18 protein-coding genes and 2 pseudogenes are annotated in these 17,269 nt (G+C 42.6%); 13 read left to right on the top strand and 7 right to left on the bottom strand.

Annotated features, from left to right (window positions below; translation table 11 throughout):
- From F986_RS18180 to urtE, 6 genes and pseudogenes are all read left to right on the top strand, one after another.
- Positions 1 to 154, top strand: a pseudogene (locus tag F986_RS18180) (IS5/IS1182 family transposase); the annotation flags it as partial.
- A gap of 424 nt (positions 155 to 578) precedes the next feature.
- Positions 579 to 1,862 carry an urea ABC transporter substrate-binding protein gene (gene urtA, locus F986_RS02980; RefSeq protein ID WP_004691771.1) on the top strand — a complete coding sequence of 428 codons (1,284 nt, stop codon included), beginning with the start codon at positions 579 to 581 and terminating at the stop codon, positions 1,860 to 1,862.
- Positions 1,863 to 1,958: 96 nt separating this feature from the next.
- Positions 1,959 to 3,590 carry an urea ABC transporter permease subunit UrtB gene (urtB, locus tag F986_RS02975; RefSeq protein ID WP_004691770.1) on the top strand — a complete coding sequence of 544 codons (1,632 nt, stop codon included), beginning with the start codon at positions 1,959 to 1,961 and terminating at the stop codon, positions 3,588 to 3,590.
- Between the two features lie 4 nt (positions 3,591 to 3,594).
- Positions 3,595 to 4,668, top strand: a complete 1,074-nt coding sequence (gene urtC, locus F986_RS02970) for an urea ABC transporter permease subunit UrtC (RefSeq protein ID WP_004691769.1) — start codon at positions 3,595 to 3,597, stop codon at positions 4,666 to 4,668.
- Complete coding sequence (gene urtD, locus F986_RS02965) at positions 4,665 to 5,483, top strand: urea ABC transporter ATP-binding protein UrtD (RefSeq protein ID WP_004691767.1); 819 nt, start codon at positions 4,665 to 4,667, stop codon at positions 5,481 to 5,483. Before urtC ends, urtD begins: the two co-directional genes overlap by 4 nt.
- Before the next feature lie 10 nt (positions 5,484 to 5,493).
- Positions 5,494 to 6,192, top strand: coding sequence for an urea ABC transporter ATP-binding subunit UrtE (gene urtE / locus F986_RS02960; RefSeq protein ID WP_004691766.1), 699 nt, complete (start codon positions 5,494 to 5,496; stop codon positions 6,190 to 6,192).
- Positions 6,193 to 6,207: 15 nt separating this feature from the next.
- Here the strand turns inward: urtE and F986_RS02955 are convergent, their stop codons facing one another.
- Positions 6,208 to 6,402, bottom strand: coding sequence for a hypothetical protein (locus tag F986_RS02955; RefSeq protein WP_017397098.1), 195 nt, complete (start codon positions 6,400 to 6,402; stop codon positions 6,208 to 6,210).
- Positions 6,399 to 7,064, bottom strand: coding sequence for a hypothetical protein (locus F986_RS02950; protein ID WP_017397097.1), 666 nt, complete (start codon positions 7,062 to 7,064; stop codon positions 6,399 to 6,401). The genes F986_RS02955 and F986_RS02950 overlap by 4 nt, the downstream gene beginning before the upstream one ends.
- A 225-nt stretch (positions 7,065 to 7,289) precedes the next feature.
- Here F986_RS02950 and F986_RS02945 point away from each other — a divergent pair, with 225 nt between their 5' ends.
- A complete protein-coding gene (locus F986_RS02945; RefSeq protein ID WP_004691763.1) occupies positions 7,290 to 7,796 on the top strand; it encodes a DUF1877 family protein in 507 nt (168 codons plus the stop codon).
- Here the strand turns inward: F986_RS02945 and F986_RS02940 are convergent.
- The 3 genes and pseudogenes from F986_RS02940 to F986_RS18525 form a co-directional block, all read right to left on the bottom strand.
- Entirely contained in the window at positions 7,785 to 8,339 is a 555-nt protein-coding gene (locus F986_RS02940; protein WP_004691762.1) for a GNAT family N-acetyltransferase, read from the bottom strand. The genes F986_RS02945 and F986_RS02940 overlap by 12 nt on opposite strands.
- Before the next feature lie 49 nt (positions 8,340 to 8,388).
- On the bottom strand, positions 8,389 to 9,138 hold the full coding sequence (locus F986_RS02935; RefSeq protein WP_004691761.1) for an outer membrane protein OmpK: 750 nt from the start codon (positions 9,136 to 9,138) through the stop codon (positions 8,389 to 8,391).
- Between the two features lie 153 nt (positions 9,139 to 9,291).
- Positions 9,292 to 9,498 (bottom strand): annotated as a pseudogene (locus F986_RS18525) (purine permease); the annotation flags it as partial.
- A 330-nt stretch (positions 9,499 to 9,828) separates the two neighbouring features.
- Here F986_RS18525 and F986_RS02930 point away from each other — a divergent pair.
- The 5 genes from F986_RS02930 (at position 9,829) to F986_RS02910 (ending at position 14,172) form a co-directional block, all read left to right on the top strand.
- Positions 9,829 to 10,203: an HPF/RaiA family ribosome-associated protein gene (locus F986_RS02930; protein WP_004691760.1), complete on the top strand. Its 375-nt coding sequence runs from the start codon at positions 9,829 to 9,831 to the stop codon at positions 10,201 to 10,203.
- Between the two features lie 138 nt (positions 10,204 to 10,341).
- Positions 10,342 to 10,884, top strand: coding sequence for a hypothetical protein (locus F986_RS02925; RefSeq protein WP_004691758.1), 543 nt, complete (start codon positions 10,342 to 10,344; stop codon positions 10,882 to 10,884).
- A 14-nt stretch (positions 10,885 to 10,898) separates the two neighbouring features.
- Positions 10,899 to 11,669, top strand: a complete 771-nt coding sequence (locus tag F986_RS02920) for a transporter (protein ID WP_004691756.1) — start codon at positions 10,899 to 10,901, stop codon at positions 11,667 to 11,669.
- 19 nt (positions 11,670 to 11,688) lie between these two features.
- Entirely contained in the window at positions 11,689 to 13,515 is a 1,827-nt protein-coding gene (dsbD, locus tag F986_RS02915) for a protein-disulfide reductase DsbD (RefSeq protein ID WP_004691755.1), read from the top strand.
- Positions 13,516 to 13,533: 18 nt separating this feature from the next.
- On the top strand, positions 13,534 to 14,172 hold the full coding sequence (locus F986_RS02910; RefSeq protein ID WP_004691754.1) for a glutathione S-transferase family protein: 639 nt from the start codon (positions 13,534 to 13,536) through the stop codon (positions 14,170 to 14,172).
- Here the strand turns inward: F986_RS02910 and F986_RS02905 are convergent.
- The gene (locus tag F986_RS02905) at positions 14,169 to 15,326 is read right to left on the bottom strand and encodes a GGDEF domain-containing protein (RefSeq protein WP_004691752.1); all 1,158 of its coding nucleotides are present in this window, start codon (positions 15,324 to 15,326) and stop codon (positions 14,169 to 14,171) included. The two genes, F986_RS02910 and F986_RS02905, sit on opposite strands and share 4 nt — an antisense overlap.
- Positions 15,327 to 15,649: 323 nt before the next feature.
- Here F986_RS02905 and F986_RS02900 point away from each other — a divergent pair, with 323 nt between their 5' ends.
- On the top strand, positions 15,650 to 16,216 hold the full coding sequence (locus tag F986_RS02900; RefSeq protein ID WP_004691751.1) for an FMN-dependent NADH-azoreductase: 567 nt from the start codon (positions 15,650 to 15,652) through the stop codon (positions 16,214 to 16,216).
- A 72-nt stretch (positions 16,217 to 16,288) separates the two neighbouring features.
- Here the strand turns inward: F986_RS02900 and F986_RS02895 are convergent, their stop codons facing one another.
- The gene (locus F986_RS02895) at positions 16,289 to 17,200 is read right to left on the bottom strand and encodes an alpha/beta hydrolase (protein ID WP_004691749.1); all 912 of its coding nucleotides are present in this window, start codon (positions 17,198 to 17,200) and stop codon (positions 16,289 to 16,291) included.
- Positions 17,201 to 17,269 lie beyond the last annotated feature (69 nt).

Here is a 17,269-nt window from a genome sequence, read left to right as displayed (position 1 = left end):
TTTGGTTGAAACTAAGATGCATTGCATCAAATTATTAGGAGATAAACTCAGTGCAAGGAGTTTTGATAGCCAAGTGAATGAGATCCATGCACGTGTAGCAGTCCTTAACAGATTTACGGAATTAGGTCGACCACTTACCCAAGTTACGCCTTAAATTTGGCTCAATTAGGGGCGCTTTGCATTTCAAATCTTTGTGCAACAAAGCCCTTTTAATCTAAAAATAAAAAGCCCGTACATTGCGGGCTTTTTGTTGCGCAGATGGGCCATAAGATTGCGCTTAATCTGTGCACAATTTTTCAGTCAATCAATTGAATTAGGCGAAATGAATTGATTTGGAACAAATGATGTATACAAGTTTGTATGCAAAAAAGTAGCCATTTGGGCGAAAATCTACCTAAAATACAGTGCATTTAAAAATAAATAAATGATTGAAAAATATTAAAATAATTAAAATTTTTACAATGATTTTTATATAGTAAAACCCTGCTTGGCATAGAAATTGAATTGGCACTCATAGCGCGAATAACAATCATGCATTGCAAAATGCACCCTAAGTTTCAAGTTTGGAGAAAATCAAGATGTTCCAACAAAAATTACTCACGAAAACATTCCTTGCAACTGCAATGATGGGGACTATTGCTTTGACAGGTTGTTCAAAACCTGCGGAGAAAGCGGAAACAGCAACGTCTGAGCCAACAGCGGCAGTGAGCAGTGGTGACACCATCAAAGTCGGAATTTTGCACTCGCTCTCAGGCACCATGGCAATTTCTGAAACCTCACTCAAAGATACGGCCTTGATGACCATCAATGAAATTAATGCCAATGGTGGGGTGCTGGGTAAAAAATTAGAACCTGTCGTAGTCGATCCAGCATCTGATTGGCCTTTATTTGCTGAAAAAGCACGACAACTCATTACCCAAGATAAAGTCGCGGTGATTTTTGGTTCATGGACATCGGTATCGCGTAAGTCAGTGTTACCTGTGGTAGAAGAGTTGAATGGTTTATTGTTCTATCCAGTGCAATATGAGGGGCAGGAACAGTCGAAAAATATTTTCTATACAGGCGCCGCACCGAACCAACAGGCGATTCCTGCGGTGGAATATTTGATGAGCGAAGAGGGCGGTAAAGCAGAGCGCTTTGTTCTACTCGGTACGGACTATGTCTACCCACGCACCACCAATAAAATTTTACGTGCGTTCTTGAAGTCCAAAGGTGTGGCCGATGCGGACATCATGGAAGAGTACACCCCCTTCGGTCATAGTAACTATCAAACCATTGTTGGAAATGTGAAGAAATTTGCTGCGGGTAAGAAAACTGCAGTAATTTCAACCATCAATGGCGATTCTAACGTACCGTTCTATCGTGAGCTGGGTAACCAAGGCATTAAAGCTTCGGATATTCCAGTCATGGCTTTCTCTGTGGGTGAAGAAGAACTCCGTGGTATTGATACCAAACCATTGGTTGGACATTTGGCTGCTTGGAACTATTTCATGTCGGTGAAAAACCCGACCAATACTGAATTTGTGAATAAAATGAAGCAGTATGCAGTGCAGTATAAGCTGCCGAATGCAGACAAAATCGTGACCAATGACCCGATGGAAGCCACCTATGTGGGCATCAATATGTGGAAGCAAGCGGTTGAAAAGGCAGGCAGTACCGATGTTGATAAAGTTCGCGTTGCGATGGCAGGTCAAGAATTCAAAGCACCTTCAGGCTATACCTTAAAAATGGATGCTGAAAATCATCATCTACAAAAACCAGTGATGATTGGTGAAATTCGTGGTGATGGTCAGTTTGATGTGGTGTATAAAACACCAAATGTGATTAAGGCGGAACCTTGGAGTCCGTACATTCCTAAATAATTTTCTTAAGCATTGAGCCTGCTGCGATCGCTGTGGGCTTTTCAGTAAGCACATCCCGATGTGGGGTGTTTTAAACAAGCTTAAGGACGTCATATTATGAATCTTAATTTTTTTTGTGCCGCACTGCTGTGCGTAATGGCACAGCTCGTGAGTAGCAGTATTTGGGCTGAAGAGGCTCAACTTTCTGCTCAGACCCAAAGCGTATCAGCATCGAATGATACGATTCAACGTTTTGTCAAAGCTGAGTTTGCTGAGCGCCGTGCCATGCTCAACCAATGGCCGGGGACGATTGAAGAATTTGATCGATTGGTGGCACTGATCGACAATGATGAGCTGTATCGGGACAGCGCAGGCACGACATATATTTTAAAAAATAATGAAAAATTATTGCGTTATCTCGATGAGCAAGTGATTGAAACTTGGCCGGGGGATTTGTCTCAGGTCACTTTGGTCAACACCTTACGTAAAGCCTTAAACTTTGGACAGGCACAGGCCAAATTAAAATCTGAAGAATCTGCCCAACGTTTAGCAGCCATTGATATTTTAGAAAATAATTTGTCTGAGCTGAATGTTGCGCAGATTAATCAGCTCTATCTGCATGAACAAAATAATAAAGTTAAACAGCGCTTGGCACAGCTCAAAGCGCGCCTCGACTTTGAAAGTCCAGATGTTTTAGTCCAAATTCAGGCTGCTAAAGTCCTTACCGATTCCAACCGTCCCGAGGTGCTGGCACTGGTTGAGCAGGCTTTAACTCAATCAAATTTGAACCCCGAACTCAAAGCTGTGTTGGTAGATGCCAAAAGTCAGATTAAAACCCGCATCCAAGCCAGTGAATGGGCAGGGCATGTGTTTTCAGGTTTCAGTACGGCCAGTATTTTACTGCTAGCAGCGCTCGGTTTGGCCATTACCTATGGCCTGCTTGGTGTGATTAATATGGCGCATGGCGAGTTGATTATGATTGGGGCCTATACCACCTATGTGGTGCAAAGCCTGTTTAAGACCTACTTGGGTAGCTATGTCGATTGGTATTTGATTGCTGCAATTCCTGCGGCCTTTTTGGTGAGCGCCTTAATTGGCATGTTGATTGAACGGACGGTGATTCGTCCACTTTACGGTCGTCAGCTAGAAACCTTGTTGGCCACTTTTGGGGTCAGTCTGATTTTGATGCAATTGGTGCGGATGATTTTTGGCGCACAAAATGTTGAAGTCTCGAATATTTCTTGGTTATCGGGCGGTATTGCGCTGAGTCCAAGTTTAATGCTGCCGTATAACCGGATTGCCATTATTGTGTTTACGGTTGCGGTGCTACTGCTGTTGGTTCACCTGCTTAATAAAACCCGCTTTGGTCTGTTTGTTCGTGCAGTGACACAAAACCGTCAAATGGCACGTGCTGTCGGTATTCGCTCTAGCCGTATCGATATGTTGGCCTTTGGGCTGGGTTCTGGGCTGGCTGGTCTAGCAGGCTGTGCTTTAGCACAGGTGGGCAATGTTGGGCCTGATTTGGGTCAGAACTATATTATCGATGCTTTCTTGGTCGTTGTGGTAGGTGGTGTCGGGCAAGTTTGGGGAGCGGTATTGGCGGCGCTTGGTTTAGGGATCAGCGGTACAGTCCTTGAAATTGGGATGGGGGCTGTTCTTGCAAAAATTATTCTACTGGTTCTTGTGATTTTGTTTATTCAAAAACGTCCACAAGGTTTGTTTGCCATCAAAGGCCGTTTTGTGGAGTAAGCGCATGAAAATCACTTCTTTATTTTCCGATAAACCTTATAGTGCATTCGCTATTGCGGTCTGCTTTACGGTGATGTTGATCCTGCCTTGGTTACATTTGTTACCCGTCGATTCAGCCTTTCATCTCTCTGCGTATTGGGTCACCTTGATTGGTAAAATCATGTGCTTGGCTCTGGTGGCTTTGGCACTAGACTTGGTTTGGGGTTATGCAGGCATTTTAAGCCTAGGCCATGGCTTGTACTTTGCGCTTGGTGGCTACGCGTTTGGTATGTATCTGATGCGTCAGACAGCGGGTGACAGCCTGCCTGACTTTATGCGTTTTTTAAGCTGGACTGAACTACCGTGGTATTGGGTGGGCAGCAATCATTTCTTATGGGCTTTGGCCTTGGTGGTATTGGTTCCCGGTGTGGTGGCCTTCATCTTTGGTTTCTTTGCCTTTCGCTCCAAAATTAAAGGCGTGTATTTCTCGATTATTACGCAGGCCATGACATTTGCTGCGGCACTGTTATTTTTCCGCAATGAAACAGGCTTTGGCGGAAACAATGGGTTTACAGGCTTTAAGACTATTTTAGGCATGGATATCACTTCTGCACCTATGCGTGCCACCTTATGTTCCTTAACGGCTTTGGTGTTGATGCTGTGCTTCGTGGGTCTGCGTCATCTCATGAATAAACCCTACGGTCGTGTGCTGGGGGCAATTCGGGATAGTGAAAACCGCTTGCAGTACTTGGGTTACCGCACGTTGTGGTACAAGCTTTCTGCATGGGTGCTGTCCGCAGTGATTGCAGGTATTGCAGGAGCCTTGTATGTGCCTCAGGCTGGCATTATTAACCCGAGTGAAATGAACCCCGTCAATTCGATTGAAATGGCGGTGTGGGTGGCTGCGGGTGGGCGTGGTACCTTGATTGGTCCAATTTTGGGTGCAGGGTTAATTAATGGCGTGAAAACCTATTTCACCGTGGCTTATCCAGAAGCATGGTTATTGATCTTGGGTGCTCTATTTATTGTGGTCACCATTTTCTTACCCAAAGGTGTCATTGGTCTATTTGACCGTTTTAAAAAGGAGCGTAGCGAATGAGTGAGCTAATACAACCTCATGGTGGCCATGCTTCAGACGGCTATGGACGTCCCAAAGAACAAGGTGCCGACTTTAGCCATGGGATTGCACTGTACTTGGAAAAAGTCAGTGTTTGGTTTGATGCCTTTCGTGCCTTAAATGATCTGTCTCTATACATTCAAGAAGGGGAGCTACGCTGCATTATTGGGCCCAATGGGGCAGGTAAAACCACACTGATGGATGTAATTACGGGTAAAACCCGACCGACTGAAGGCTCCGCTTTTTTTGGGCAAAACTATGATTTGGCCAAGATGAGTACCGAGCAAATTGCGGAAGCAGGCATTGGGCGTAAATTTCAAAAACCAACGGTATTTGAAAACTTTAGCGTGATGGAAAACTTGCTACTCGCTGCACCCAAAGATAAGCGGGTGAAGAAAAGCTTCTTCAGCAAACTAGATCCAGACGCACAGCTGGCTTTGGATGAGTCATTGGCGCAAATTCGCCTAGAAGAATGGGTACATAAACCAGCGGGACTGTTGTCACATGGACAAAAGCAATGGTTGGAAATCGGCATGTTGCTTATGCAACGCCCTAAGCTGATTCTACTTGATGAACCCGTGGCCGGTATGACCGATGCCGAAACGGAACGAACCGCTGAGCTATGTTTAGAGCTGAAGAAAAATCACACCTTGGTGGTGGTTGAACATGACATGAGCTTTATCGACACCATCAGTGAAAAAGTGACGGTACTGGCTCAAGGGGCGATCTTAGCCGAAGGTACATTGGCTGAGGTACAGGCCAATGAAGATGTGATTGAGAAATATTTAGGACGTTAAGGAGCCGACCATGTTAGAAGTCAAAGACGTCAATCAGTTTTACGGTGGCAGCCATATTTTAAGAGATGTCTCCTTTCAAGCACCTGTAGGAGAGTGCTCCGTGGTGCTGGGGCGGAATGGCGTTGGGAAAACGACTTTACTGAAATGTTTAATGGGGATTTTACCGATCAAGTCCGGACAGATTTTACTTGATGGTCAGGACATCTCAAAAATGAGTCCCGAGCAACGCGTGCGTGCGGGTTTGGCTTATGTGCCGCAAGGGCGTGATATTTTTTCAACCTTAACGGTTGAAGAAAATATCCTGATTGGCATGGCCAAGTTTAAGGGGGCGAAAACTCGAAAAGTGCCTGAGCATTTGTATGAAATTTTCCCAATTTTAGATGAAATGAAGCACCGCCGAGGTGGGGATTTATCGGGGGGGCAGCAGCAGCAACTGGCGATTGCGCGTGCTTTAGCATCAGAGCCTCGGGTGTTAATTTTGGATGAGCCTACAGAAGGCATTCAACCTTCTATTATCAAAGACATTGGCCGAGTGATTCGTAAACTGGCGGATGGCGGCGACATGGCGGTGGTTTTGGTCGAGCAGTTTTATGATTTTGCCGAGGAGTTGGCCGATGCATATACCGTTATGGCCCGTGGGCAAGTGATTGCGCAAGGGGCAGGCTGTGAAATGCCTGCAAAAGGTATTCGAGAATTGGTGGCGATTTGACATCGCCACTTTAAATCAATCCTTTATTCTTTTTGGATCAAATTCTTTGGTTGGCTTGGATCCTTTATCATTAGGATCTGGCTCAAACTCATATGATTGGTTTGGCCTTATGACAAGGCCTAAATAGTGACCAGGTAATGATCTAGTATGTATTCTTCTTCGTGCAGATGCTTTTTTTTGTATTTTTTTATCATCTTTGGAGTGTGTCATTTTATACCGCCTTGAACTAGAAATAAGTAAAGTTGTGCGAAAAAAATTAACGCTAAAAGAATTATGAATGAAATTGCAGCCGCTTTAATGAAATTCTGTGATTTTTTAATAAACTCAAGCCGCTGTTTTAGAGCCTCTCTATTGTCACTTATACAATTAACGTAGGTTAGATATACGTGCCAATAAGTGGCTGCGGGTATTTCACCTTTTGACTTAACTTTATTCTTTAATGACTCTTCTGCAATAGGGAATTTTGATGAGCTATGTAAGTTGCTAGCTAAATAAAGTTGGTACCATGCTCCTGATAGAAATATCCCTAAGAGAAAGAGGTTGATTAAAATCAAAGGCCCTACCAATATAGGTGCTTTAGTTAAAATAGTGGCGAAAAACGTAGATGCTATCATCGTAGTAAAAGCAACGATGATTACGCTAAGAAGAGTAATCTGCCGACCTATCTTCTCGTCAAATTTAGATGATCTATTTAGTTCAAAATTATATTCATTTTGAGCAATCTCAGCTAAAAACATGTATTTTTCATTATAATCTTCTTTTTCCATTAGTCTGCTTATTAAAAACTCATAATTTTTCTGAACTGTTTTGATTTTACCCTCAATTATCACATTATCAAGCTGAAAAATATCACAATGGTGTTCTGTCCTCATCCAATCAAAACCGAAAACTCCTTTGGGGATTCGAATGTTTGAGTCTCAATATATACATCTGCGAGGAGGGGTAAGTTTTAGTCTGTGTTGATCGGTCTTTGGGTTGGAAGTAAAGGTTGGTCGTCTTTCACTTTGTATGAAAAATTACTCATACAAATTGATTGAGCGATCTGCTTTTAGACGCGTTAAGCTAATGCAAAGCAACAACAAAATAAGAGCTGCCATATGGACACATTATTATTAAGTATTCGCCCCAATGCTTTGGAAACATTGATTTTAGAATCTATTTCTATCGACGATGTGCTGAATTCGGAGCACATCGAGTCGCATCTGCTTTTAGGTAAAAACTGGAAAATCTTACAGACCTTATTGCAAGGCAGTTTTAAGTCTGGCACTTCATTACTTGCTTTGAGTGTACAAGCCGAGCATCACTTGGCAGAGCGCCAAAAACAACTTACAGAGGTACGTTATAACACCGCGGTTCGTGTCGTTGAAGTCCAAGAGGCTTTAGAAAAACTGGCTATCGATGACTTTAAAAAACATATGCAAACCACATGTTTGAAACGCTTAGAACAGGAACATGGCATCCAGACCGAATCGATTGAATTGCAATTTGCCGAGTTGAGTTTAGTCTTTGCTCAGCTCAGAAACTTTTATGAACATGCGGCCAAGCATACCTATGCCGTGATCAGCGTCACCAGTGACAATCTAACGCCAATCTCACTGATTTAACAGCAGTTGCATCAACACCAGATCACGCCATTGCCCAAACTTTCGTCCGACTTGGGGCATATAGCCAGTTTGTACAAAGCCAAACTTTTGATGTAAAGCAATTGAAGCCAGATTGGCGTGGTCAATTCCTGCAACCATGACATGCATTTGCTGCAATTTCGCCTGTTCAATCAAATAGGCTAAAAGCTGCTGGCCTAAGCCCTGACGAGCATAGTTGGGTGAAATATAAATCGAGTGCTCAACGGTATAACGATAGCCTGAAAAATTGCGAAAAGTGGCATAGTCTGCAAAACCCGCAATGGCCTGTGTTTCTTGGTCTTCCACCACGCAAAATGGAAATTGATTCTGTTGAAAGTGTTGTAGCTGTTTTTGGAAATGCGCTAGATCATAGGTATGTTCATTCCAAGTGGCCATACCATATAAGACTTCTGCATTATAAATGTTTTGGATCTCGGGCAGATCGTGTTCAGTGGCTGGACGAATGAGAAAAGACATGAAGGCAAGGTTGTATGCGTTGGTAGGGGTATCATGCTGCTTTTGCATAAAAAAAAGCAAGACAGAAGTCTTGCTTTTGGATATTCACAAAAGTGAATTAGAAGTGGTATTTGATTAATGCACTTACGTCATTTTGGTCTAAACCTTTGATGGCGTATTTGTTGTTCCAAACTGAGTGCTCAACACCCACATAAAGACGTGTATCTGGAGAAATGTGTTTACCTACATTCCATTTCCATTGAGTTGTCCAGTTTAACTCACTTGCATGAGTTGCATTTTCACCTGTTGACCAGTCAAGGAAGCCGTCAATAAGAAAATCTTCTGAACCAAGTTTAACTGGGATACCGTAGGCAGCAGTCATTTGGTAGTCATCAGTAGTCCCTTTTTCATTGTCTGCTTTGTAGAAGTTAAGTTGAGCATATTGGAAATAAGGAATAGCAAGATCAAAACCAATACCATAGAGGTAGTTATTGAAGTCTGCACCTGGGTAGTTAGAGCTGTTCGCTTCCCATGTTCCTGCAATTAAAATATCTTTGATCGGACCAGCTTCTAATTTAGTCCCTGTCACTGCGCTTAAGCTTAAACGAGGAGAAAGCTCGAAATATGTGCTGTTTTCAAAGTCATTGTGAGCACGGTCAGCAAAGCCGAAAAAATCACCATATTTTAACTTAGCAGTATATTCTACAGTTGCAGTCGTTTGCTGGTTGTTGTCATCCATATTTACAGGATGAGCATAGTTTTCACCATATAAACCAGTGAAGCTAAAGTCTTGCCAAATCGGCGCAGCTTGAGAAATTGCCGCAGCAGAAGATAATGCTACGAAAGCAGCAATTTGAGTCAGTTTCATGAATATTTCCCCAAAAAATCGGATACAGGATACCGATTATTAAGCAAAAATAAAGCCAAATTTGACGAACGTCATGGAAAATAGATATCAAAATGAGCCATTTTTTATACTTTTTTTACCAAATGGTTTAATGTTGCCTTTCAGGCATGACACTTAATTTGATATGGACCTTCTTGGAAAAAATGTTAGGTGATTGAATAATAAATTTAGCAATATCGACATGATACTGCTCGAGAGAATCCTAGAATGGAACAGGGTTTGCACTTATTGGGGGATGTTTGCAAAGAATGAATGATCGATGCGTGGAGTCATTCCTGCCGTAATTGAAGTTGTCATAATCATTAGATTTTTTTGTTCATTCTAGCCAATGAAGTCACGTGAATAGTTAGAAGATGGAATCAAATCCATCTGTTTTTAGCCATGTAAGTAAGGGCTTGTCACAATAAGTATCCTTTTCATATTTTTTTAAAAATATCACTTGCATAATTTTCAGTTAGGCCCGATATTCAAAGGAGAAGGACACAGATCTGCAGACTCAAAAGTGTTCATCATTCAATCGATGGAGGTTACATTCCAAAGCAATTGAAGATGGTCGAATACTGTTAAAACAGTAAGTTACAAGTGTGCCAAGAGATAAAAATCTTGGTACAAAAAAAGAGTCGAATAAAGAAAGAGAGAGGATGTTATTTTATGAACATAGAAATCCGTACAGATAAAAACATTCAAAATAGTGACCGTTTAATTAGTTATATACGCGAAGAGCTGAATCAAGAATTTCAACGTCACAGTGAGCGCATTACCCACTTTTCAGTGCATCTAAGTGATGCCAATAGCCATAAAGGCGGAGATGACGACATTCAATGTATGATTGAAGCGCGTCCAGCAGGTTTAAAACCCGTGGTTGTAAATCATAAAGGTCATAATGTCGATACTGCGATTCATGGCGCGATCGATCGCCTTAAACGTAGTTTAGAACATACCTTTGAAAAAAATGATAAACCACGTGCTGGCCAACCTGTATATGCAGATCAGGATGATGGCCTAGTTGATGATGAGGAAGATTAAACCTCACCGAATTTAAAGAAGCCCCTCAATCAGGGGCTTTTTTAATGCTGGACACTCACTTTTATCCAACATTACGGATAACAAATGTCCCGTTTATTCGGCATAATAGAATAAACTGAATTGAAGAGCGTCATCTCCATGTTAACCGCGCAACAACAAGCTTTCGTGCAAGCACTTGAAGAATTAGATCTTCAACAAATTCAACGTCTATTGACCGATGGGTTAAGTCTCAATTTTATCGATCCTGAAAAAGGACCTGTGATTTCTGTTTGGTCAGACGGCTTATTCAAATGGTGGGAAGCGATTTGCGAAGCGTATGAAGCAGGCGCACCGCTGTCAGAACAAGAAAAACAACAGACTCTAGCGGTACATTTAGACATTTTAGAACAACTGATTCATGGCAAAGCAAACTTGCATTTGTGGGATACAGAAGAAATTTATGGCCCACTTTGGGATGCGGCAAGTGCTGCATGTGCGCCCGCGGTCAAACGTTTGTTGGACGAAAAAGTCGATCCAAACACCAAAGATGAAGATGGTTTAACCATTTTATCCTCCATTAGCGATTTATTCTTTGATTGTGAATTTGACGAAATTAATTGGGCCGAAGCATTGGCTGAAGAAAAGCAAACCTTAGAGTTGCTTCGCCAGCATGGTGCAAAAATGACAAAAGAATTAGCTTAAACAGCGAGATCATCATGATGCAATTAAAACATTTAGGTTTATGTGTAGCCACTGGGTTCAGTATGAATGCGATGGCTACAGATTTTTCCTTTGACCGCCCAGGTTCGGGTATAGGCACAGGGATTACGCCTGTGGGGCAGTTGGCTTGGGAGCAGGGCTTGGCCAATGCGCACTATGCTGAATCGACTACGGCTGATGGTGAAAAATTCAAAACCACCAGCTTAAATGCAGATATGTTATTGCGCACAGGTTTAGCTGAAAATATCGAATTGCAATTGGGTTGGGCTGGACCCTCTTGGCAACAAGTGAAAGTGGCTGGCCATAAGTCTGAAACAGACGGTTTGGGTGATGTCAGTGTCGGTGTAAAAGCGGCGATTCCCTTGGATGATGAACGCTTGAGTATGGCGGTACTGGCTGAAGCAATTATTGCCACAGGTAATGATGGTTTCACCAATGAAGATGATATTTATAGCCTGTCATCTGTGGTGGCATACGATTATAGCGACCTCGTGTCGACATCCATCACCATGCGTTATGAAGTGCAAAATAGTGATTGGGCCATTTCTGCAATTCCGACTTTAGAGTACCAATTTACCGATAAACTCAGTGGTTTTTCTGAATTGGTTTATCGTAAAGCAGAAAGTCAAGACAATGAATATGCGCTCGGTACAGGTGTCATGTATGCGGTGAATAATCGGATGCAGTTGGACGCAAGTGTTGGTGTCGACTTAAATGGTGCAGATAAAAGTTATTATTCAGGCCTTGGCGTTTCATACTTATTTTAATTAGAAAAAAGAACATATTATGAAAAAGCATCTTCATCTGAAACAGGGGATGAGCGGCAAAACGTGGTATCTGGCGCTGTCAGTATTGATCATCAATCTGTGTATCTGGGCCAGTATCCTAAACGTTCATGCAGAAACTCCACTCCTTTCAGCTGAAGATGCTTTTCCATTTACAGTGGAATCCACGACTGAGCATACCGCTCAACTGCACTGGAATATCCCTGAACAGTATTATCTGTATCAGCACAAATTTGAAGTACAGCAGGCGGGTCAGCCCCTTAAGCTTGAGCTGCCGCCTGCGCATGATTTGTATGATGAAAACTATGGACACACCCAAGTTTATTATCAACAAGTGCAATTTGACTTAGACACACAGGCTTCACAAACTTATAAGGTGACTTGGCAAGGCTGTGCCAAAGATCGCATTTGCTATCCACCGCAAAGTATTGAGTTTAAAACTGATGTCAATGGCTTGGTCAGCCTACAAGATCAAGCGGGTGGATCAAAACGACTGTTAGATTTAGCCGCGCAGTCGAATTCGCAATTTGAGCCGATCAACCCAACAGTCACTGCTGAACCCGCCGTAACAGCTTCCGATGCGATGGCTGCGCAAGATCAAATTTGGTCTGAAGAGTTAGCCAAAAGCTCATTGGCCTATGGTTTATTACTGTTCTTTGGCCTCGGGATATTACTCGCGTTTACGCCGTGTTCTTTGCCGATGTTGCCGATTTTAACCTCATTAATTATTCGCGATAGCAAAGGCCTCAAAGCATGGATGATTGCCTTGGTCTTTGTGTGCAGTATGGCCATGGTCTATGCCATTTTGGGCTTGGTGGCCTCATCTGCGGGTTTGAACTTCCAGCGTTGGTTACAACAGCCATCTACCCTGATTGCTTTTAGCATTCTTTTTGTTTTATTCGCGCTCAATCTATTTGGTTTGTTTGAACTTAAACTGCCGCAAGCCGTGGTGAATAAACTCGATCATATCCAGTCTATGCAAAAGGGTGGCAGCCTGATCAGTGCCGCGATTATGGGCATGATCTCTGCGCTGTTGGTTGGACCGTGTATGACGGCACCTTTGGCAGGCGCTTTACTATTTATTTCACAGACACAAAGCCAGTGGCAAGGGGCCATTTTGCTGTTCACCTTAGGCTTTGGTATGGGGACACCATTGTTATTGGCAAGCGTGCTGGGTGCTAAGGTATTGCCTCGTGCTGGTCTGTGGATGAATCAGGTTCGGGTATTCTTTGCTTTCATCATGTTGGCTTTAGCGCTGTATTTTGTGCGTCCTTTGCTTTCTGAAACATGGATGCAAGCACTGAGTCTGCTGCTAGGCTTGAGCTTTATTATTTATGTGTTGTATCGTTTGATGTGGCATAAAACTCAGTTGCGTATGCTGTACATTGTGGCTTTAATCATTGGCGGGACGTACATTGCCTATAGCCAATATCAGCAGAGTCAGCGTTTCTTTGAAGCGCCAGTGGCTACATCTGCACGTTGGCATGTGGCAGCGACGGCAACGGAGTTTAAGCAGCTCTTGGCACAAGCACCAAAAGGTCAAAAGATCATTATCGATGTCTATGCTGATTGGTGTGTTGCTTGTCAGCCGATTGAACACCGTATATTAAAGTCTGCAACGGTACAGCAAGCGCTTGCGCCGTATTATTTGATCAAATTAGATTTGAGTCATTACGATGCAACCCATCAACTGCTCTTAAACCAGTGGGATATTTTAGGACCACCGACCTATTTATTCTTAGATGCCTCACAACAAGAAATTCGTGGTTTACGTTTAACCGGTGCATTTACTGAGGCTGAACTTTTAGCTCAATTACAACGTTTTTAAACCTGAGGGAGAAGGGTGATGCAACGTTTATATATTGCCAATAAAAATTACTCCAGTTGGTCGATGCGAGCGTGGTTGGTCTTGACTGCATTTGATCTGGATTTTGAAGAAATCCTCATTCGTTTTGATGCAGAAGCCCCCACCTTTAAGCAGCAACTGTCCCACATTCATGCCAATGCTAAAGTGCCCATATTGGACGTGGGTGAATTTAAAGTTTGGGACTCTTTAGCCATCTGTGAATATTTGGCTGAGCAAAATCCAGATTTAGCCCTGTGGCCCAAGCTTGACTATTTGAGAGCAGAAGCACGGAGTATCAGTGGTGAGATGCACAGTAGTTTTATGGCACTACGCCAATTATGCCCGATGAATATTCAAGCGCAGTACAGCATAGCTGAGGGGCTAGCTTTGTGTGCGCAGCATGCTGAATTAAGAGCAGATGTCGAACGAATTGAACAAATTTGGGCACAGCGTTCGGATGAGCATACCTTTCTATTTGGTGATTTTTCTATAGCCGACGCCTTCTATGCACCTGTGGTGATGCGTTTCAAGAGTTATGCACTGCCTGTATCTGAATGCAGCCAGCAGTATATGCAACACATTATGCAGCATTCTGCGGTTAAACAATGGGTCGACGCGGCACGGGCAGAAGCAGTTTAGTTAGGTGAAATATGCTGTGTGTCTGCACATGCGGCGCTATATTTGATCTCACCGGGATTGATTTCAAGATAGCATTTGATTTGATTACGTCCACTGGCTTTAGCGGCATAGAGTGCTTTGTCTGCTTGACTCAAAACTTGCTGAGGTCTGAGTCCATGGTGAGATTGTGCAATACCAAAACTAGCTGTAACGTGGATAGATTGACCTTCATCATTGCTAATGACTAAAGCCTCGATGGTAGTGCGACAACGTTCCGCAATTTGATAGGCTTTAGGGAGTGAAGCATGTTTTAAAATAAGGATAAACTCCTCTCCGCCAAAGCGCCCCACTAGGTCATGTTTTTGTATCTGGTCATTTAATTCTTGGCTCACGGCGATGAGCACGTTATCTCCCATATGATGTCCAAATTGGTCATTGATGCTTTTAAAATGATCGAGATCTAAGAGGACGACGGCATAGGGATTATGCGGATCTTGCTGATGCAAATACTCTAAACTTTGCCTAATACGGCGACGGTTAAATGTATTGGTCAGTGGGTCGATCTGACTTAAATGTTGAATTAGTCGCTCACGATGCCGCCATTGACTGAGTAAGATTTCAAATAAAATCAGACAAGTGACAAGAATAGGGGCAATGAAATACAGCATTGAAAATAACCAAAACCCATTATAAAACAGCTTGCCGTTAATGGTGAAAAGTGGAGAGTAGGGCATGACATCTATAAAACTGAGATAGCCTGAAAAGACCAAAAAACTGGTTGCGGGAATCAGCATGATATAAATGATTTTGCGTTTAAACAGGACTAAGCCCACGGTCAGCAAGCACATGTAGGTAATCATAGTCATTGGGCTTAATACGCCGACGAAATAACTGTCTTGGCAAAGAGAAATGACAAAAATCCCGATCGCGACATAGGGTAAAAAACGCTGTACCCAGACGCGATCATGTAGGACATAGCAGGGATAAATCAGTCCTGACAAGGTCAGTAAAAAGATAGAGTTCAGTACAAATTGGATGCGTACAATATCGAGATTGACCACCTGCCAATATTGCGGGTTCAGTAGGATAAAGCTATCCCAACCGAGCCAAGCAACATGAATAATGCAAGCCAAAACCAACATCAGAATGCACTTTTTCAAGGTGCTCCAATTCATGATGACTTCCTCTTCCAGTAAATAGTGAGAAAGTTTATTTTTATTTAATAAAGTTTATTTTTATTTAATTTTTTAGAGCTGGAGGCTAGTGAATTCATTCAATCTTTTTATCCTCTACTTTCATATTCTTTTAAATTTAAATAGTGTAATTAATTCTTAAAATTGAATTTAAAGATAGCATCTAAAATCATAGAAAAAATATCCCTATAAAAAGGGAAAAGTGTTCTATTTTTGCAACATAGTGTTTTAAATAAACCAATTATTCTAAGAGCGGGATTCTTTTAAGATGCAGCTATTCAATAAAGATTATGCGGGAACATCCCATGAAAGTTTTACACATTGATTCAAGTATTATGGCGGATGCCTCTGTATCTCGTCAGTTGAGCCAAGCCATTGTTTCGCAACTCAGCGAAAAGCATGCACAAGTTGAGGTTGAATATTTGGACTTGGCAACGCAGCCGATTCCACATTTAGACGCAGAAATTTTAATGGGTCAAAATGTAGAACAATCGGCTCTGGGCGAACGTATTATTCAACAATACTTAGATGCGGACGTTGTGGTGATTGGTGCGGCGATGTATAACTTCGGGATTACTTCGACTTTAAAAGCATGGATTGACCGCATTAGTGTTGCAGGTCGTACCTTTAAATATACGGAAAATGGTCCTGTCGGTTTGGCTGGTGACAAGAAAGCCTATATTGCCAGTAGTCGCGGTGGTGTCTATGGTGAAAATAGTCCTGTTGACTTCCAAGAAGGCTTCTTAAAAACTGTTTTTAATTTTACTGGTGTGACCGATGTTGAAATCATTCGTGCTGAAGGCGTGAATATGGGCCCAGAGCTGAAAGACAAAGCCATTGCAGCAGCTTTAGCGCAGGTGCAAGCGATCTAATAACAATAACTGTAGTTCCATGATTCCTCATTTGGTCAGCGTTCAGCTGACCTTTTTTTATGCGGAATTTGTTTAGTCTTGGTCAAGCGCTTGAGCAAACGTTGCGATGTCATCCAATGCCATTTTAGCTTCTGGAAACCATGCATTAAACATTTGAAAGTTATGCCACATGCCTGTGTATAGTTTAAATGTCACATCTACACCTGCCTTGGTCGCTTTATCTCTAAACCGCTGCGCATCGTCCAAGAGAATTTCTTTCGAACCGACTTGTACAAGGGTTGGCGGGAGGTCTGCTAAATCATCAAATAAAGGTGAAACGAGCGGGTCCGCTGGGTCAATTTGTTCTGGGACATAATAGTCGATGCCTGTTTCAAGGGCTTCGACGGATAATAGTGCATCAAGCTTGCTGTTATAGCGAATAGACTCACTGGTTAAGCTTAAATCCAAAAACGGCGAAAGTAGAATTAATCCACTGACTTGAGGACGTTGCTCATCACGAATGCGTAGTGCTAAGGCTAGCGCTAAATTTGCACCACATGAATCCCCCGATAAAATAATATCTTTGGCCTGTATACCTTGTTCCAATAACAGCTGATAAACATCAAACAGCGCATCAATAGCTTCAGGATAGGGATGTTCAGGTGACAAAGGATAGTCAAGGTGAATAACCTGCATTTGTGTGCTGGCTGCAAGGTCTGAGACAAACGCGCGATGGGTATTCATTGAACCTAAAAAGAAAGCCCCACCATGAATGTGCAAAATGAGCTGAGTGGCTTCAGTTTCAGGTTTTAATTCTTCCGCACGCAGGCCTGCAAGACGTAGAGGGCGAATCCGAATCGATTTATTGAGCGGAAATGCACGGCACATTTGTTCAAGAAGAAACCGCTGACTACTGGGTGGGAGACTAAAGCGACTTGGGGTTCGAATCGTGGTTTTTAACAACTGCTCCGTAAAAATTTGTTTCCATGGATCGGCAATCTTCATAGTTATTCCATTTTGTTATTTGTTTTACCTTGAGTTTGTGTATTTACCAACATAATTTACAAGGTTACA

The organism is Acinetobacter johnsonii CIP 64.6 (genome assembly GCF_000368045.1).
Classification (GTDB): Bacteria; Pseudomonadota; Gammaproteobacteria; order Pseudomonadales; family Moraxellaceae; genus Acinetobacter; species Acinetobacter johnsonii.
This window is presented reverse-complemented; position numbering and strand designations above follow the sequence as displayed.

Coding starts and splice junctions, on each gene's coding strand:
- F986_RS02910 (WP_004691754.1), top strand. CDS start 13,534: ATGCAACGTTTATATATTGCCAATAAAAATTACTCCAGTTGGTCGATG.
- urtD (WP_004691767.1), top strand. CDS start 4,665: ATGAGTGAGCTAATACAACCTCATGGTGGCCATGCTTCAGACGGCTAT.
- F986_RS02925 (WP_004691758.1), top strand. CDS start 10,342: ATGTTAACCGCGCAACAACAAGCTTTCGTGCAAGCACTTGAAGAATTA.
- F986_RS02935 (WP_004691761.1), bottom strand. CDS start 9,138: ATGAAACTGACTCAAATTGCTGCTTTCGTAGCATTATCTTCTGCTGCG.
- F986_RS02945 (WP_004691763.1), top strand. CDS start 7,290: ATGGACACATTATTATTAAGTATTCGCCCCAATGCTTTGGAAACATTG.
- F986_RS02895 (WP_004691749.1), bottom strand. CDS start 17,200: ATGAAGATTGCCGATCCATGGAAACAAATTTTTACGGAGCAGTTGTTA.
- F986_RS02905 (WP_004691752.1), bottom strand. CDS start 15,326: ATGAATTGGAGCACCTTGAAAAAGTGCATTCTGATGTTGGTTTTGGCT.
- urtC (WP_004691769.1), top strand. CDS start 3,595: ATGAAAATCACTTCTTTATTTTCCGATAAACCTTATAGTGCATTCGCT.
- F986_RS02950 (WP_017397097.1), bottom strand. CDS start 7,064: ATGAGGACAGAACACCATTGTGATATTTTTCAGCTTGATAATGTGATA.
- F986_RS02920 (WP_004691756.1), top strand. CDS start 10,899: ATGATGCAATTAAAACATTTAGGTTTATGTGTAGCCACTGGGTTCAGT.
- F986_RS02940 (WP_004691762.1), bottom strand. CDS start 8,339: ATGCAAAAGCAGCATGATACCCCTACCAACGCATACAACCTTGCCTTC.
- urtE (WP_004691766.1), top strand. CDS start 5,494: ATGTTAGAAGTCAAAGACGTCAATCAGTTTTACGGTGGCAGCCATATT.
- F986_RS02930 (WP_004691760.1), top strand. CDS start 9,829: ATGAACATAGAAATCCGTACAGATAAAAACATTCAAAATAGTGACCGT.
- urtB (WP_004691770.1), top strand. CDS start 1,959: ATGAATCTTAATTTTTTTTGTGCCGCACTGCTGTGCGTAATGGCACAG.
- F986_RS02955 (WP_017397098.1), bottom strand. CDS start 6,402: ATGACACACTCCAAAGATGATAAAAAAATACAAAAAAAAGCATCTGCA.
- urtA (WP_004691771.1), top strand. CDS start 579: ATGTTCCAACAAAAATTACTCACGAAAACATTCCTTGCAACTGCAATG.
- dsbD (WP_004691755.1), top strand. CDS start 11,689: ATGAAAAAGCATCTTCATCTGAAACAGGGGATGAGCGGCAAAACGTGG.
- F986_RS02900 (WP_004691751.1), top strand. CDS start 15,650: ATGAAAGTTTTACACATTGATTCAAGTATTATGGCGGATGCCTCTGTA.